Consider the following 15079-nt stretch of genomic DNA (forward strand, 5'->3'; position numbering starts at 1 on the left):
GGCCGTCAGAACGCCGCCAACATATCCCTTCCATTCCATATTCTGTTGTCAAAGAACCGGTCCGAAGCGGTAGTGCCGTTCGGTGAGGCGGGTTTTACGGAGATCGGGGAGGGATGTCAACGCGCCGCAAAATCGCCCGCAAACACCCTGTTTTTCCCGGAAAACCGGCCCATCCAACCGGGAGCCCACACCCCTCTGTGGATAAGGAGTGGATAAGAAAATGAACTTTTTTCTGCTTTTCCATGTCAGGGCGGCGAAAAGGGCCGCGGATGGGGCGGCGCATCGCAATGCGCCGCCCCGGCAACTGTTCAGCCTTCGGCGATCGACCGGCCGTTGATGGTCAGGCCCTTGTCGTCAGCCGACACCTTGATGCGCTCGCCGTCATGGATGGTGCCATCCAGCAGCAGCCCGGCCAGGGGGTTCTGCAACGTGCGCTGGATCACGCGCTTCAGCGGACGCGCACCGTAAACCGGATCATACCCTTCCTCGGCCAGCCACAGATGCCCCGGCTCGTCCAGGTCCAGTTCGATATGCCGGTCGTCCAGCAGCTTGCGCAGGCGCCCGATCTGGATATCGACGATCCGCGTCATGTCCGCCCGCTGGAGGCGGGAGAACAGGATGATCTCGTCCAGGCGGTTGAGGAATTCCGGCCGGAAGTGATTGCGCACCACCTTCATGACCTCGGCCTGCACCATATCGGTGGATTCATTGTCCGGCAGATGCGCCAGGACGTCGGACCCCAGATTGCTGGTCAGGACGATGATTGTGTTGCGGAAATCGACCGTCCGCCCCTGCCCGTCCGTCAGGCGCCCGTCATCGAGCACCTGGAGCAGGACGTTGAAGACATCCTCATGCGCCTTCTCCACCTCATCGAACAGGATCACCTGATAGGGCCGGCGCCGCACGGCCTCGGTCAGCACGCCGCCTTCCTCGTAACCGACATAGCCCGGAGGCGCGCCGATCAGGCGGGAGACCGCGTGCTTCTCCATGAACTCGCTCATGTCGACGCGCAGCAGCGCCTTCTCGTCGTCGAACAGGAAACGGGCCAACGCCTTGCACAGCTCGGTCTTGCCCACGCCGGTCGGGCCGAGGAAGAGGAACGAGCCGATCGGCCGATTGGGGTCCTGCAAGCCCGCACGGGCACGCCGCACCGCATTGGCCACCGCCTTCAGCGCCGGCTCCTGCCCCACCACGCTCCGGCGCAGTTCGTCCTCCATCCGCAGCAGCTTGGCCCGCTCGCCTTCCAGCATGCGGTCCACCGGCACCCCGGTCCAGCGCGACACGACGGAGGCGATGCCCTGCTCGGTCACGGCCTCGCTGACCAGCCCGGCACCGGCGGCGGCGCTTTCGTTGGCCTCCTGCGCGCTGGCGATCTTCCCCTCCAGATTGGGGATGACACCGTACATCAGCTCCGACGCCCGGCCCAGATCGCCGCGCCGCTGCGCAACCTCGACATCCGAACGCGCCTGATCGAGCTGTTCCTTCAGCTTCTGGATCGCGTTCACCCGATCCTTCTCGGCATGCCAGGCCGCCGACATGGCGTTCGATTTTTCCTCGATTTCCGCCAGTTCGGCTTCCAGCTTCACCAGACGCTCGCGGCTGGCCGAGTCCTCTTCCTTGCGAATGGCCTCGCGCTCGATCTTGAGCTGGATCAGCCGGCGGTCGAGTTCGTCCAGTTCCTCCGGCTTGCTGTCGATCTGCATCCGCAGGCGGCTGGCCGCCTCGTCCACCAGGTCGATCGCCTTGTCGGGCAGGAACCGGTCGGTGATGTAGCGGTGGGAGAGCGTCGCCGCCGCCACCAGCGCGTTGTCGGTGATCCGCACGCCGTGGTGAAGCTCATACTTTTCCTTGATGCCGCGCAGGATCGAGATCGTGTCGGGCACCGACGGCTCGCCGACATAGACCGGCTGGAAACGCCGGGCCAGCGCCGCGTCCTTCTCTATATATTTGCGATACTCATCCAGCGTGGTCGCACCGATGCAATGCAGCGTGCCGCGTGCCAGCTCCGGCTTGATCAGGTTCGAGGCATCCATCGCGCCATCGCTACGACCCGCACCGACCAGCGTGTGCATCTCGTCGATGAACAGGATCACCTGCCCCTCGGCGCTCTCGACCTCCTTGAGCACGGCCTTCAGCCGTTCCTCGAACTCACCGCGGAATTTGGCACCCGCCACCAGCGCACCGAGATCGAGCGACAGCAGCCGCTTGTTCTTCAGCGCCTCCGGCACGTCGCCATTGACGATGCGCAGGGCCAGCCCTTCCACGATCGCCGTCTTGCCCACACCGGGCTCGCCGATCAGGACCGGATTGTTCTTGCTGCGCCGGGCCAGCACCTGGATCGCCCGCCGAATTTCCTCGTCGCGCCCGATCACCGGGTCCAGCTTGCCCTGCTGGGCAATTTCGGTCACGTCGCGGGCGTATTTCTTCAGCGCGTCGAAGCTGGCTTCGGCGTTCTCGCTGGTCACGGTGCGCCCCTTGCGGATGGTGGCAACCGCCTTGTCCAGCGCCTGTGGCGTCGCACCGCCATCACGCAACGCGCGACCGGCGGGTGTTTCCGACGCGGCGATGGCGACCAGAAGCCGGTCCTGCGCCACGAATTCATCACCAGCCTTCTGCGCCGCGCTCTGCGCTGCATCCAGCAGACGAACCAGATCCGGCGTCGCCTGAGGCTGGCCGGCCCCGCCACCCTGCACGCGGGGTAGCTTGGCCAGCGCCGCTTCGACCGCCGCCTGAATGGCCGGCACCTGCCCGCCGGCAGCACGGATCAGCGCGGAAGCCGCCCCTTCGGGGTCGTCCAGCAGCGCCTTCAGCAGATGTTCGGGCGTAAGTTGCTGATTGTACTCACGCACCGCAATGGTTTGCGCGGCCTGGAGGAACCCGCGCGACCGTTCCGTAAATTTCTCGATATTCATAATCCCATGTCCCTTTCACTCAGGCGACCTGAAGCTTGGGGGCGCCATCCCTGCACGAGGCAACGGCGCACCACACCAAGGCCGAGATGGGGATAATGGGACGTTGTTACAAGAGCATGGTGACGCGATGGCACATGACTGCCACGCCCCTCACGCAGCCGCTTTCATGACACCGGTCATTGAAAACGGGGCGAGACCTCCTTGACCGCCGCAACCGCGCAGGCCTCGTCCAGATCGCCGCCCGGCGCCCCGGAAACACCCAGCCCGCCGAGCACCGAACGATCCGCCCGGCGCAGCAGCACCCCACCGGGCACGAAGAGGACCTGCGGAATCGTGTTCAGCGCCCCATTGGCTGGCCCGGTGACCTTGGCCGCGATCAGGGCGCTGGTCGTGTCCTTGTCGAAGGTCATGCCATAGGCATAGGCCGTGTAGGCCTTGCGGTAGGATACCGACAGCGATTGCAGCGGCACCGTGTCGCCCTTGATGATCACCTGCTCATGGCCGGACGGATCGACCACGGCGGCGGTGACGGACCAGCCCCGCGCGGCACAGATCCGCACCGCCGCCGCCGCGAGCTGGTCGGCGATCTCCCACGACAGTTTCTGGGTGGTGATGACGGCCGGCCCGGCGGCCCAGGCCGGTGCCACGTTCATCATGCCCGCAACCGTGCCGGCCGCGAGCATGCAGGCCGCAATGCGGCGATAGCGTGCCATGGCGCCTCAGCCCTTGCTGATCGAAGGGCCGAGCAGCAGCAGATCGGCCGCCGACAGGCGATCCGATGCAGTGCGCGCCTGATGCCAATAAGGATAAAGCAGCGGCGGGGCACTGGCGGCGTCCAGACGCGCCATTTCCTCGGCCGACAGGGCCAGTTCGGTCGCCTTCAGATTGTCGGCAAGCTGGGCATCGGTCCGCGCCCCGATGACGACCGAGGTGATCGCCGGACGATGCGCGACCCAGGCCAGCGCCACCTGGGCTGCAGACACACCGCGTTCCGCGCCGATCGCCACCAGAACCTCGACGACATCGTACAGCTTTTCGACATCGTAAACCGGCGGCTCGCCCCACTGGGCCAACTGGCGCGTACCCTCCGGTTCGGGCTTGCCGCGCCGATGCTTGCCGGACAGCAGGCCACCCGCCAGCGGGCTCCATACCTGCACGCCGATGCCCTGATCCAGCGCCACCGGCAGCAATTCGTATTCCGCCTCGCGCGCCTGGAGCGAATAATAGATCTGCTGCGCCACCGGGGCGATCAGGCGATGACGCTCCGCCGTGCTCAACGCCTTCATCAGATGCCAGCCCGAGAAATTGGACACCCCGGCATAGCGGATCTTGCCCGAGCGGGTCAGCGTGTCCAGCGCCTCCAGCGTTTCGTCCAGCGGGGTCTGGCCGTCCCATTCATGCAGGTAATACAGGTCGATATGGTCGCGACCCAGCCGGCGCAGGCTGGCCTCGGCCGCCGCGACGATGTGATAGCGCGACAGGCCGGCATCGTTCGCCCCCTCGCCCATGCGGAAGCGCGTCTTGGTGCTGACCAGGATGTCCGAAGACCGCCCTTTCAGGGCCGCTCCAAGAATCTCCTCCGACACGCCGGCGGAATAGATATCGGCGGTATCGAAGATATTGATCCCGGCCTCGATGCACATGTCGATCTGTCGCTGTGCGCCCGCGAGGTCGGTATTGCCGGTCTTGGCGAACGCGCCCTTGCCCCCGAACGTCATGGTCCCGAGCGTGAAAGCCGAGAGACGCAGGCCGGACCGGCCGAGCTGACGATACTGCATGGATTGCCTCCTGTAACGGATCGGTCAGCGGGACTATGGGCGCGCCGGGCCGGGAATGATAACCGTCAAAACCGGAAAACAGTTTCCGGAGAAGGCGAACGATGCGCGACATCGACGAAATGCGGGTGATGGTCGAAATCGTCCGCCATGGCGGCCTGTCGCCAGCCGCGCGCCATCTGGGCCTGGCCCCCTCGGTGGTCAGCGACCGGCTGGCGCGGCTGGAACACCGGCTGGGCACGCGCCTGCTGGTGCGCACCACCCGGCGCCAGACCCTGACCGAGGCCGGGCGCATCTATCTGGATGAAGCGACCGCGATCCTGGCCGCCACGGAGAGGATGGAAGCAAGGGTGCGCGAAACGGTCAGCGCCCCCGGCGGCATGCTGCGCGTCACCGCCCCCACTCCGTTCGGACGCTTGCGGCTGGCGCCGTTCATCGCCGGTTTCGTCCGCCGCCATCCGGGCATCCGCGTGCATCTGACATTGGAGGACCGGATGGCCGATATCGTCGGCGAAGGGTTCGACATCGCCATTCGCGGCGCGCCGGTGGTGGATACCACCCTGACCGGCCGACGCCTGATGGAAAGCCGCCGCGTGCTGGTGGCCAGTCCGGACTATCTGGCCCGCCGGGGCACCCCGAAGACACCCGCCGATCTTGCCCACCATGACTGCCTGGTGGCCAACATGACCGGCCAGTGCCGGGCCACATGGCGCTTCGGCCGTGGGGATGCCGCGCGCCCCTGGCGGATCGACGGGCTGCTGGCCTCCAGCAATTCGGAACTGCCGGTGCAATGGGCGCTGGCCGGCATGGGCCTGACCCAGAAATCCCTGTGGGAAGTCGAAGAGGCCGTACGGGCAGGACGGCTGGTCACGGCGCTGGACGCCTGGGAACCGGACCCGGTGACCTTCTATGCCATCCACCCCGTCAGCACCGCCCACTCGCAGAAGATCGCGCTGTTTATCGGCGACCTGCTGCAACCGGGCGGTATCCTGTCCGATCAGGCGGCGTCGTAAGTCACATCCAGCGTACCGACCCCGACGCACCTTGCATGCAGCACATCCCCCGGCTGCACCGGGCCGACACCCGCCGGCGTGCCGGTCATGATCAGGTCCCCCGGCGCCAGCGCGACGAAGGCACTGAGCTGCGAGATGATATCGGCGACCGGCCAGATCATGTCCGACACATCGCCCTGCTGGCGGATTTCACCGTTCACCGACAGCGTGATCGGCCCGCGCTCCGGATGGCCGATCGTGGCCACGGGCGCCACCGGCCCGATCGGGCAGGACTGGTCGAACCCCTTGGCCAGCGCCCAGGGCCGGCCGGCCTTCTTGGCCGCCGCCTGAAGATCGCGGCGCGTCATGTCCAGACCCAGCGCATAGCCATAGACATGCGACAACGCCTGATCCGCCGGGATATCCCGCCCGCCGGTGCCGATCGCCACCACCAGTTCGACTTCATAATGCAGATTGGCGGTCTTGACCGGAAACGGCAGCACCCCGCCGCCAGGAACGACGGCATCCCCCGGCTTGGCGAAGAAGAATGGCGGCGCACGATCCGGATCGCCCCCCATCTCGCGCGCATGCTCGGCATAATTCTGCCCGACGCACCAGATCCGGCGCACCGGAAAACGGGCCTCGGTCCCCGAGACCGCCAGGCTGGGCTGCGGCGGCTGCGGGATGACGTACTCGGTCATGGTCGGTGTCCTTGCTCCTGAACCTGCCCGACCTTATGCCCACTCTCCCGTCACACGGAAGCCGAACAGCCTGCGCATCCGCACCAGCGGCACCATAATGCCGTTCACATTCGCTTCGACCGTCTCGACGGGCGCATACCCGCTGGCGGCGTAGAGCGGCTGACCGCTCAACGTCGCCATCAGTTCCACCGCGGAAAACCCCTCCGCGCGGGCGGCCTGTTCGCATCCGGCGAGAATCACCCGGCCGATGCCCTGCCGTGCATAACGCGGGTGGGTGTACATCGCCCGGATCTTCGCGGGGTCACGCGCAGGGTCGAGAAGCCTGGGGTCACGCAGGCTGGTGCTGTGATCGCCGCCATACAGCGTCGCGCGCCGGCTCCAACCGCCGCATCCCACGATTTCGCCGTCCCGTTCAGCCACCAGATAAGTGCCGTCCGCGACAAGCTGGGTATCCAGCCCCATGATCGCATGGCTGGCCGCGACCTGTTCGGGCGAGAGAAACGCCGCCTGCAAGGTCCCGATCGCCAGCGCAATCAGACTTTCCATGGCAGGAAGATCGGCCTCGCTCGCCCATCGCGTGCTGACAGCCTGCATCAGCCGGTTCCTTTCACGCAGTCCCACGCGACGATCGACACCGGAAAATAAAACCGGATTCCCGTCGAACCATGCCATGCCCCCACACCGAGGCGATCCCGCCCGCCCGCGATATCCGCCTCGAACAAGGCCGCCAGAGCCGGCATATCCCCGGAATCGGCCAGCGTATCGAGCTGCGCTTCCAGACGGTATCCATCGACCGTCACCTCCTCCAGCCCCGCCACGCGCCCGATCCGTCGCAATTCATCCAGCGTCAGGGCACTGGTATGAGACGGGTCCCGCAGCCGCTCCATCTCGTCATAGGCACGCTGCGTCTCGGGTGACGGTGTCGCATCGATGACGATGATCCGTCCACCCGGACGGCATACGCGCACCATCTCGGCCAGCACTTCAGCCGGGTCCGGCATATGATGGAAACTGTAGCGCGTCGTCACCCGGTCGAAACAGTCATCGGGAAACGGCAACGCGGTCGCATCGCCGATCCGCCACGCCACATTCGCCAGCCCGTACGCGGTTTGCCGCGCCTGCGCCTGTGCGATCATGGCAGGCGTGATATCGATGCCGGTAACATGGCCCACCTGCCCCGCCATCGCGCATGCCAGAATACCGGGACCACAGGCGACATCGAGAACCGAGAGGTCCGGCTCCAGAGCACACGCGGCAAGGGTGCGCGCCATGGCATCGGCCTCGGCATGGATCGGCAGTTCGGCAAACGGCTTCGCCCACCGGGTAAACTGGCTGACGATACGCTGGTTATGCGTGATATCGGTCATCTCATCCTCATCGGTCTCCCAAGGAGATAGCCAGGAGACTGCCTGACCGGCTAACGCTCTTCGGTCATAAATGAACGAATGCCGGCCATGCGCATCCTCGACGACGAAGAAACCCACGCCATTCTCCGCAGCCATGGCCTCGACCGGCCCACCGGCATCGGATTCGCCTTTCGCTACGCCGCCCGCAATGTCCTCTATGACTGGCACGCGCACCCGTACCATCAGTTGATCTACGCGGCGGCCGGCCCGGCGCAGATCGAAACCGAACAGGGCCGCCATATTCTCCCGCAGGGACGCGCGGCATGGATACCGGCCGGCACGCGCCACCGCTCCCTGGTCAGCGACGATCACGGCGCCTCGCTGTATTTCTCGCCGGATTCCGTCACCGACACATCGTCCCATGTGCGCATCCTGGTCGCGAATCCGCTGATGCGCGAAATGATCCTGTATGCGACGCGCTGGGAACGCGGCGCCAGCGAAACCGATCCCCTCGCCGACAGCTTCCTGCGCGTGCTCGCCCGGCTATGCGGCGAATGGCTGGAGCAGGAACTGAAGCTGTTTCTGCCCAGCACCACCCATCCCTCCCTCCGTCGCGCCATGGATTACGCACTGGCCGATCTTGCCGGCGCAACCCAGACGGGCGCCATCGACCATGCCGCCTTGTCCGAACGCAGTTTCCGCCGCCTGTTCATGCGCGAAACCGGCCTGACATGGCAGGCATGGCTGGGACAGGCGCGGATTCAGATGGCGATGGGGTTGCTGATCCAGGGCCGGCGCGTCACCGAGGTCGCGGCCGATGTCGGCTATGCTTCGCTCAGCGCCTTCGCGAAAGCCTTTGCCCAGACCGCCGGGGAAGGACCTGCACAGTTCCGGAAACGGCATCTGGCGGCTCAGTCCCGGTAGATGCCAGGGCTTCCGTTCTTTTTTGAAAAAAAGAACCAAAAAACTTTGATTCGTTCAGGAGTCTTGTGCTGGGGCACGCGATGGCCCCGAACAGACAGAAGTCTTTTTGCTTCTTTTTCTTCAGAAAAAGAAGACACACGGCCGGGCGGGCACAATCATCCGCCCGGCCTGTATCATGATCAGTTGCGGGTCTTATCGACCAGCGCGTTCTTGCCGATCCACGGCATCATCGCGCGCAGCTTCTCGCCGACCTGCTCGATCTGGTGGGCGTTGTTGCGGGCGCGGATGGCCTTGAAGCCGACATTGCCCGACTGGTTTTCCAGGATGAAGTTGCGCACGAACGTGCCGTCCTGGATGTCGGTCAGGACGCGCTTCATCTCGGCCTTGGTCTCGGAAGTCACGATGCGCGGGCCGGTGACGTATTCGCCGTATTCCGCCGTGTTCGAGATCGAGTAGTTCATGTTCGCGATGCCGCCTTCATAGATCAGGTCGACGATCAGCTTGGTCTCGTGCAGGCACTCGAAATACGCCATCTCGGGGGCGTAGCCGGCTTCCACCAGCGTCTCGAACCCGGCGCGGATCAGCTCGACCAGGCCACCGCACAGCACGGCCTGCTCGCCGAACAGGTCGGTCTCGACCTCTTCCTTGAAGGTCGTCTCGATGATGCCCGCACGGCCGCCACCATTGGCCGAGGCATAGGACAGCGCGATTTCCAGCGCGTTGCCCGACGCATTCTGCGCCACCGCGACCAGCGAGGGCACGCCGCCGCCACGCTGATATTCCGAACGCACCGTATGGCCGGGGCCCTTGGGCGCGATCAGGAACACGTCCAGGTCCGGACGCGCCTCGATGATGCGGAAATGGATCGACAGACCATGCGCGAACGCCAGCGCCGCACCCTGCTTCAGGTTGGCTTCCAGATGCTCCTTGTACAGCGCACCCTGGCCCTCGTCCGGCGTCAGCACCATCACCACGTCGGCCCAGGCGGCGGCGGCGGAGGGGTCCATGACCTTGAAGCCGGCGGCCTCGGCCTTGGCCACGGCGGACGAGCCCGGACGCAGGCCGATCACCATCTCGGTGACGCCGCTGTCCTTCAGATTGTTGGCATGGGCGTGGCCCTGGCTGCCATAGCCGATGATCGCGACCTTCTTGGACTTGATCAGGTTCACGTCGGCGTCGCGATCATAATACACGCGCATGTTAAGACCTCCTGTTGAGACGAAAGAAAGGATGCATGACCCGCGGTCAGATCGTCCGGGGACCCCGGATAATCGCGGCCACGCCCGTGCGGGAGACTTCGGCCAGGCCGAGCGGACGCATCAGGTCGATGAACGAATCGAGCTTCTCGGTCGCACCGGTCAGCTCGAAGACGAAGGATGTGGCGGTGGTATCCACCGCGCGGGCGCGGAAGGCCTCGGCGATGCGCAGGGCCTCGGTGCGGGGCTCGCCGCTGGAGACGACCTTCACCAGCGCCATTTCACGCGCGACATGCGGCCCCACCTGCGTCAGGTCGGCCACGCGATAGACCGGCACCAGCCGGCCCACCTGGGCCTTGATCTGCTCGATCACCTGCGGCGTCCCCGATGTCACGATATTGATGCGCGACTGGTGGCGCGACTGCTCGACCGGCGCCACGGTCAGGCTTTCGATATTGTAGCCGCGCCCGGCAAACAGCCCGATCACGCGCGCCAGCACGCCGCTTTCGTTTTCCACCAGAATGGAGATGACCGCGGAGACAATCGTCTCGTCCTGCATGGTCATGATGAGAATTCCCGAACAGAACCCGGCACGGGGCAAACCCCGCTGCCGGTATATATAAAAGGAAGCGGCCGCACGGGCCGGAGGCGAGGAAGCGTCGGATCAGACCAGCATGCGGCCCTCGGCGCTGACCTTGACCTCGCCTTCCTGCTCCGGGCCCAGAAGCATCTGGTTATGGGCCGCGCCGGACGGGATCATGGGGTAGCAGTTCTCGTCCTGCGCCACGCAGATATCGGCCACCACCGCGCCGGGCTCGGCCAGCATGGCGCGGATCACGTCGTCCAGCTCGCCCACGCAGGTCGCGCGCATGCCCCTGGCATGGAAGCTCTCGGCCAGACGGATGAAGTCCGGCAGCGCCGCGCTGTAGCTTTCGGAATAGCGCGAGCCATGCAGCAGTTCCTGCCACTGGCGGACCATGCCCATATACTGGTTGTTCAGGATGAAAATCTTCACCGGCAGGCGATACTGCGCGATGGTGCCCAGTTCCTGAATGTTCATCAGGGTCGAGGCTTCGCCCGCGATGTCGATCACCAGCGCGTCGGGATGCGCGATCTGCGCGCCCACCGCCGCCGGCAGCCCGTACCCCATGGTGCCCAGCCCGCCCGAGGTCAGCCAGCGGTTCGGCCGGTCGAACTGGAAATGCTGCGCGGCCCACATCTGATGCTGGCCCACCTCGGTCGAGACGAACGTGTCGCGCCCGGTCTCCATCGCCAGTTCATACAGCCGGCGCACGGCATGCTGCGGCCGGATGATCGCCGACGGCGTCATGTCCTGGTCGAAATGCAGGCTGCGGATACCGCGCCATGCCTCGATCTGCTGCCACCACTGGGCCAGCGCCGCCGGGTCGGAGGCGCCGTCCTGCCGGTCCCATTCCTCCAGCATCATCTCGATCACCCGGCCGGCGTCACCGACGATCGGCACATCGACCTGCACGATCTTGTTGATCTGCGAGGGCTCGATATCGGCATGGATCTTGAACGATCCCGGCGAGAACGCATCCAGCCGCCCGGTCACCCGGTCGTCGAACCGCGCGCCCAGCGCGACCAGCACGTCGCAGCCATGAGTGGCCAGATTGGCCTCGTACGTCCCGTGCATGCCCAACATGCCCAGGAACTGCCGGTCGGTCGTCGGATAACAACCCAGCCCCATCAGGGTCGAAGTGCAGGGAAAGCCCGTCCTGCGCACCAGCCGGCCCAGCGCCTCGCTGGCCTGCGGGCCGGCATTGATGACGCCGCCGCCGGTATAGAACAGCGGCCGGCGCGCACGCTTCATCGCCGCCACCGCACGCACCACCGCCTCGCGCTCCGGCTCGCTCTGCGGGCGGTAGGACGGATGCGGCGCGCGCGATGCCGGGGCATAGGGCGCCGGCCCCACCGAGATGTTCTTCGGCAGGTCCACCACCACCGGGCCGGGGCGGCCGCTGCGGGCGATGTGAAAGGCCTCGTGCGCCACGCGGGCCAGGTCGGCCGGGTTCTTCACCAGATAATTATGCTTGGTGGCCTGACGGGTGATGCCCGTGGTGTCGGCCTCCTGGAACGCATCGGTGCCGATCAGCGGCACGCCCACCTGCCCGGTGAAGCACACCACCGGAATGGAATCCATCAGCGCATCCACCAGCCCGGTCACGGCATTGGTCGCACCGGGGCCGCTGGTCACCAGCACCACGCCGACCTTGCCGGTCGAGCGCGCATAGGCCTCGGCAGCATGCACCGCCGCCTGCTCGTGCCGCACCAGAATGTGGCGCACCGCGTTCTGCCTGAACAGCGCGTCGTAAATGGGCAGCACCGCGCCGCCCGGATAGCCGAAAATGACATCGACCCCCTGATCGACGAGAACGCGAAGCAGAACCTCGGCACCGGAGAGGACGACATCCGCTCCATGGGCATGCGTGTTCGGCTTCAGGTCGTTCAGGTTGGGTGTCGCGTTCATGTCCCTGCTCCTCCATCCGGCGTGTTTGACGCGGGACCAAAGGCCCCTCCGGACGGAATGTCGGCTGGGTTTAGGGAAACTGACGGCCCGCGTCAATCCGGTTTAGAATAAAAGAAATGACGCTAGCGTAATTTCTTTCCATTTGTTGCGCATCATTGCCGATCCGCGTGTCGATCACCCTCGTATCCGCCACCTCGGCGAGGCTATGATGCGCGAACCAGGTCGTCTGCCGCCGCGTATAACGCCCGGTCGCCAGCACCGCGCGGCCCATGGCCTCCTCCAGCGACAGCTCCCCGCGCAGATGGGCGGCCAGTTCCGGCACGCCATGCGCCCGCATCGCCGGCAGGGCCGGGGACAGATCCTGCGCCAGCAATGCCCGCACTTCCTCCAGCGCCCCGGCCTCCAGCATCGCCTCGAAACGCCGCGCAATGGCGGCCCGCAGGATATCGCGCGGCGGCTCCAGCCGCACCGCCACCCGGCGGCAGGCCAGCGGCGGCAGCGTCGCGGCGCGGCGCCAATGGGCCATGCCATGCCCGGTGCCCGTCCAGACCTCCCACGCGCGGGCCACGCGCTGGCTGTCGGAGGGGCGCAGGGCGGCCGCGCTTTCGGGATCGACCGCCGCCAGCCGGGCATGCAGCGCCGCCGGCCCCTCGTCCTCCACCAGCCGCCGCGCCTCGGCCCGCGCTTCGGCCCCGGCATCGGGGATGTCGGTCAGCCCGTCGGTCAGCGCGCGCATATACATGCCGGTGCCGCCGCACAGCACCGGCAGCCGCCCGTCCTCCCACGCCGCCTCGATCGCGGCCATCGCGCTGGCGCGCCACCACGCGACGCTGCCGGTCTCGTGGGCGGGCAGCACGCCGTAGAGCCGGTGCGGCACGGCCGCCTCCTCCTCCGGCGACGGCCGGGCGGTCAGAACCCGCAGGTCGCGATAGACCTGCATCGAATCCGCATTGATGACCACGCCGTCCATCGCCCGCGCCACCGCCAGCGCCAGCGCCGATTTGCCCGAGCAGGTCGGCCCCGCGATCACCACCACCGGCCGCCCGGACAGATCCACCGCTTGCGTCATGCCGCCTTCCCTGTCACACGCCTGTTCGTCATGTCGCTGTCCTATACAATCACGCTCGTCGCCCGCCGCGACGCCACGACCCTGACCGACGCCGATGCCCGCGCCGCGCGGGACATGGTGAAGGGCGGCGTCCCCGTCATCCTCTCGCCCGGCGAGGCCGTGGACATCCCCAGTCCGGCGCCCCATGCGGGCATGCCGACGCTGGATACGATGCGCGCCGTCTTCGGCCCGCGCCAGATCGACGTCCTTCTGACCCGTTCGCGCGGACGACGCAAAGGGCTTCTCGTCGCGGACATGGACAGCACCATCGTCGCCAACGAAACGCTGGACGACCTCGCCGCCCATGCCGGCATCGGCGAGCGCGTCGCCGAGATCACCCGCCGCTCGATGAACGGCGAGATCGACTTCGCCGCCGCCCTGCGCGAGCGCGTCGCCCTGCTGGCTGGCCTGCCCGCCACCCTGCTGGAAAAGGCATGGAAGGACGTGAAGCTGAACGAGGGCGCCCGCGAACTGGTGGCGACGATGCGCGCCCATAACGCCCGCACCGCGCTGGTCTCCGGCGGCTTCACCTTCTTCACCGGCCGCGTCGCGGCACAGTGCGGCTTTGCCGAACACCACGCGAACGTGCTGGACATCCAGAAGGGCATCCTGACCGGCACGGTCGGCGAGCCGATCCTCGGTCCCGATGCCAAACTGGCCCACCTGCGCCGCCTGGCCGAAGAGGGGCGCCTGAAACCCGCCGCCACCATGGCCGTGGGCGACGGCGCGAACGACCTGGCGATGCTGCAAGAGGCCGGGGTGGGCATCGCCTTCCACGCCAAGCCGATCGTCCGCGCGGCCATCGGCAACCGCGTGGACCATGCCAGCCTGCGGGCGCTGCTGTTCGCGCAGGGCTATCCGGCGGCATCTTTTGTGAGTGGCGAGTAAGGGCCTTCTTTTTCTGAAGAAAAAGAAGCAAAAAGACTCTTAATCCTTCCGGGGCACTATCAGCTCATCGAATAGACGCTTCGCACTCGCCATCCTACTGTGGCGGATATCCGCATAGTGCAGCGGCACTTATGCTTGGTCGCCATGGTGGGGATTGGAGAGTCCTGTGCTCTTGCCCTCCCTGGTCGCCTTTACCTTTATCTCTCGATAAAGGAAACTTCCAACAACCATTATTGCAGTTGAACTTCCAACTGCGATAGCAGCATTATCATGTCCGGATATTGCAAGAAGATATGTACAATACATAGCAATAGAGAACGCTGAAAGTGCAAATATACGCTGCACCAGCGCATCGCAAAACTGAAACACTTGCGCTCTCAAGCGCATCTTTCTTTCAGCTTCAGAATTTTTCTCCGCCATCGACATAATTCTGTCCGGGAGGTCTTCTCTGACCTCCCTATACCCAGACATTTCTTCGGATGCGGGAATCGGTCCGGTGACGGTCTTTTGCGCAGCCATCATGATCGCGCCCGCCCCGGAAGGAAGGGGGCCATAGATCGGCGTCTGCGGTATATGAGCCGGATTAGTGATTGACGAGGGGATGGGAGACGCGTCCGATTTCGGCATCAATCTGATTCATCGAATGGCGCATTGATTCCCCCGTCGCCTTCCACGCCGATGATGTGATATCTTCGGCTGTTGAGACAGGGTAATCTCTCGCAGGGGCACCCAGATCAAGCAATTCA

15 protein-coding genes are annotated in these 15079 nt (G+C 65.7%); 4 read left to right on the forward strand and 11 right to left on the reverse strand.

Annotated features, from left to right (window positions below; all coding sequences use genetic code 11):
- On the forward strand, positions 1-216 hold a 216-nt coding region (locus ABF821_RS09015), incomplete at its 5' end, for a hypothetical protein (RefSeq protein ID WP_415529761.1).
- A 92-nt stretch (positions 217-308) separates the two neighbouring features.
- Here ABF821_RS09015 and clpB read toward each other — a convergent pair.
- The 3 genes from clpB to ABF821_RS09030 all read right to left on the reverse strand — a co-directional run bounded on the left by clpB (position 309) and on the right by ABF821_RS09030 (position 4690).
- A complete protein-coding gene (clpB, locus tag ABF821_RS09020) occupies positions 309-2912 on the reverse strand; it encodes an ATP-dependent chaperone ClpB (RefSeq protein ID WP_415529762.1) in 2604 nt (867 codons plus the stop codon).
- A gap of 176 nt (positions 2913-3088) precedes the next feature.
- Positions 3089-3568 carry a GlcG/HbpS family heme-binding protein gene (locus ABF821_RS09025; protein ID WP_415529787.1) on the reverse strand — a complete coding sequence of 160 codons (480 nt, stop codon included), beginning with the start codon at positions 3566-3568 and terminating at the stop codon, positions 3089-3091.
- Between the two features lie 63 nt (positions 3569-3631).
- Positions 3632-4690, reverse strand: coding sequence for an aldo/keto reductase (locus tag ABF821_RS09030; RefSeq protein WP_415529763.1), 1059 nt, complete (start codon positions 4688-4690; stop codon positions 3632-3634).
- 101 nt (positions 4691-4791) lie between these two features.
- Here ABF821_RS09030 and ABF821_RS09035 point away from each other — a divergent pair, with 101 nt between their 5' ends.
- Complete coding sequence (locus ABF821_RS09035) at positions 4792-5700, forward strand: LysR family transcriptional regulator (protein WP_415529764.1); 909 nt, start codon at positions 4792-4794, stop codon at positions 5698-5700.
- On the opposite strand, the gene ABF821_RS09040 is transcribed toward ABF821_RS09035, so the two are convergent.
- Genes ABF821_RS09040 through ABF821_RS09050 form a run of 3 tightly spaced genes read right to left on the reverse strand, consistent with a single transcriptional unit; the run spans position 5685 to position 7747 of the window.
- The gene (locus ABF821_RS09040) at positions 5685-6380 is read right to left on the reverse strand and encodes a fumarylacetoacetate hydrolase family protein (protein ID WP_415529765.1); all 696 of its coding nucleotides are present in this window, start codon (positions 6378-6380) and stop codon (positions 5685-5687) included. The genes ABF821_RS09035 and ABF821_RS09040 overlap by 16 nt on opposite strands.
- 33 nt (positions 6381-6413) lie before the next feature.
- Complete coding sequence (locus ABF821_RS09045) at positions 6414-6974, reverse strand: GNAT family N-acetyltransferase (protein WP_415529766.1); 561 nt, start codon at positions 6972-6974, stop codon at positions 6414-6416.
- Positions 6974-7747 (reverse strand): class I SAM-dependent methyltransferase, encoded by a 774-nt coding sequence (locus ABF821_RS09050; protein WP_415529767.1) that lies wholly within the window; start codon positions 7745-7747, stop codon positions 6974-6976. Before ABF821_RS09050 ends, ABF821_RS09045 begins: the two co-directional genes overlap by 1 nt.
- A gap of 87 nt (positions 7748-7834) precedes the next feature.
- On the opposite strand from ABF821_RS09050, the gene ABF821_RS09055 reads away from it, so the two are divergent.
- Complete coding sequence (locus ABF821_RS09055; RefSeq protein WP_415529768.1) at positions 7835-8650, forward strand: helix-turn-helix domain-containing protein; 816 nt, start codon at positions 7835-7837, stop codon at positions 8648-8650.
- A gap of 179 nt (positions 8651-8829) precedes the next feature.
- On the opposite strand, the gene ilvC is transcribed toward ABF821_RS09055, so the two are convergent.
- The 4 genes from ilvC to miaA all read right to left on the reverse strand — a co-directional run bounded on the left by ilvC (position 8830) and on the right by miaA (position 13406).
- Positions 8830-9849: a ketol-acid reductoisomerase gene (gene ilvC / locus ABF821_RS09060; RefSeq protein ID WP_182975345.1), complete on the reverse strand. Its 1020-nt coding sequence runs from the start codon at positions 9847-9849 to the stop codon at positions 8830-8832.
- Positions 9850-9895: 46 nt separating this feature from the next.
- Positions 9896-10405: an acetolactate synthase small subunit gene (ilvN, locus tag ABF821_RS09065; RefSeq protein ID WP_375272981.1), complete on the reverse strand. Its 510-nt coding sequence runs from the start codon at positions 10403-10405 to the stop codon at positions 9896-9898.
- Positions 10406-10510: 105 nt separating this feature from the next.
- Positions 10511-12337 carry a biosynthetic-type acetolactate synthase large subunit gene (gene ilvB / locus ABF821_RS09070; protein ID WP_415529769.1) on the reverse strand — a complete coding sequence of 609 codons (1827 nt, stop codon included), beginning with the start codon at positions 12335-12337 and terminating at the stop codon, positions 10511-10513.
- Between the two features lie 70 nt (positions 12338-12407).
- Positions 12408-13406: a tRNA (adenosine(37)-N6)-dimethylallyltransferase MiaA gene (miaA, locus tag ABF821_RS09075; RefSeq protein ID WP_415529770.1), complete on the reverse strand. Its 999-nt coding sequence runs from the start codon at positions 13404-13406 to the stop codon at positions 12408-12410.
- A 30-nt stretch (positions 13407-13436) separates the two neighbouring features.
- Here miaA and serB point away from each other — a divergent pair, with 30 nt between their 5' ends.
- A complete protein-coding gene (serB, locus tag ABF821_RS09080) occupies positions 13437-14333 on the forward strand; it encodes a phosphoserine phosphatase SerB (RefSeq protein ID WP_415529788.1) in 897 nt (298 codons plus the stop codon).
- A gap of 129 nt (positions 14334-14462) precedes the next feature.
- On the opposite strand, the gene ABF821_RS09085 is transcribed toward serB, so the two are convergent.
- On the reverse strand, positions 14463-14855 hold the full coding sequence (locus ABF821_RS09085) for a hypothetical protein (protein WP_415529771.1): 393 nt from the start codon (positions 14853-14855) through the stop codon (positions 14463-14465).
- Between the last annotated feature and the right edge of the window lie 224 nt (positions 14856-15079).

Source organism: Gluconacetobacter sp. (genome assembly GCF_047721585.1).
Classification (GTDB): Bacteria; Pseudomonadota; Alphaproteobacteria; order Acetobacterales; family Acetobacteraceae; genus Gluconacetobacter; species Gluconacetobacter dulcium.

Excerpts from the sequence above, each read along its gene's own strand:
- ilvB (WP_415529769.1), bottom strand. The coding sequence starts at position 12,337 with ATGAACGCGACACCCAACCTGAACGACCTGAAGCCGAACACGCATGCC.
- miaA (WP_415529770.1), bottom strand. The coding sequence starts at position 13,406 with ATGACGCAAGCGGTGGATCTGTCCGGGCGGCCGGTGGTGGTGATCGCG.
- ABF821_RS09025 (WP_415529787.1), bottom strand. The coding sequence starts at position 3,568 with ATGATGAACGTGGCACCGGCCTGGGCCGCCGGGCCGGCCGTCATCACC.
- ABF821_RS09030 (WP_415529763.1), bottom strand. The coding sequence starts at position 4,690 with ATGCAGTATCGTCAGCTCGGCCGGTCCGGCCTGCGTCTCTCGGCTTTC.
- ABF821_RS09040 (WP_415529765.1), bottom strand. The coding sequence starts at position 6,380 with ATGACCGAGTACGTCATCCCGCAGCCGCCGCAGCCCAGCCTGGCGGTC.
- ABF821_RS09035 (WP_415529764.1), top strand. The coding sequence starts at position 4,792 with ATGCGCGACATCGACGAAATGCGGGTGATGGTCGAAATCGTCCGCCAT.
- ABF821_RS09085 (WP_415529771.1), bottom strand. The coding sequence starts at position 14,855 with ATGATGGCTGCGCAAAAGACCGTCACCGGACCGATTCCCGCATCCGAA.
- ilvC (WP_182975345.1), bottom strand. The coding sequence starts at position 9,849 with ATGCGCGTGTATTATGATCGCGACGCCGACGTGAACCTGATCAAGTCC.
- serB (WP_415529788.1), top strand. The coding sequence starts at position 13,437 with ATGTCGCTGTCCTATACAATCACGCTCGTCGCCCGCCGCGACGCCACG.
- clpB (WP_415529762.1), bottom strand. The coding sequence starts at position 2,912 with ATGAATATCGAGAAATTTACGGAACGGTCGCGCGGGTTCCTCCAGGCC.
- ABF821_RS09050 (WP_415529767.1), bottom strand. The coding sequence starts at position 7,747 with ATGACCGATATCACGCATAACCAGCGTATCGTCAGCCAGTTTACCCGG.
- ilvN (WP_375272981.1), bottom strand. The coding sequence starts at position 10,405 with ATGCAGGACGAGACGATTGTCTCCGCGGTCATCTCCATTCTGGTGGAA.
- ABF821_RS09045 (WP_415529766.1), bottom strand. The coding sequence starts at position 6,974 with ATGCAGGCTGTCAGCACGCGATGGGCGAGCGAGGCCGATCTTCCTGCC.
- ABF821_RS09055 (WP_415529768.1), top strand. The coding sequence starts at position 7,835 with ATGCGCATCCTCGACGACGAAGAAACCCACGCCATTCTCCGCAGCCAT.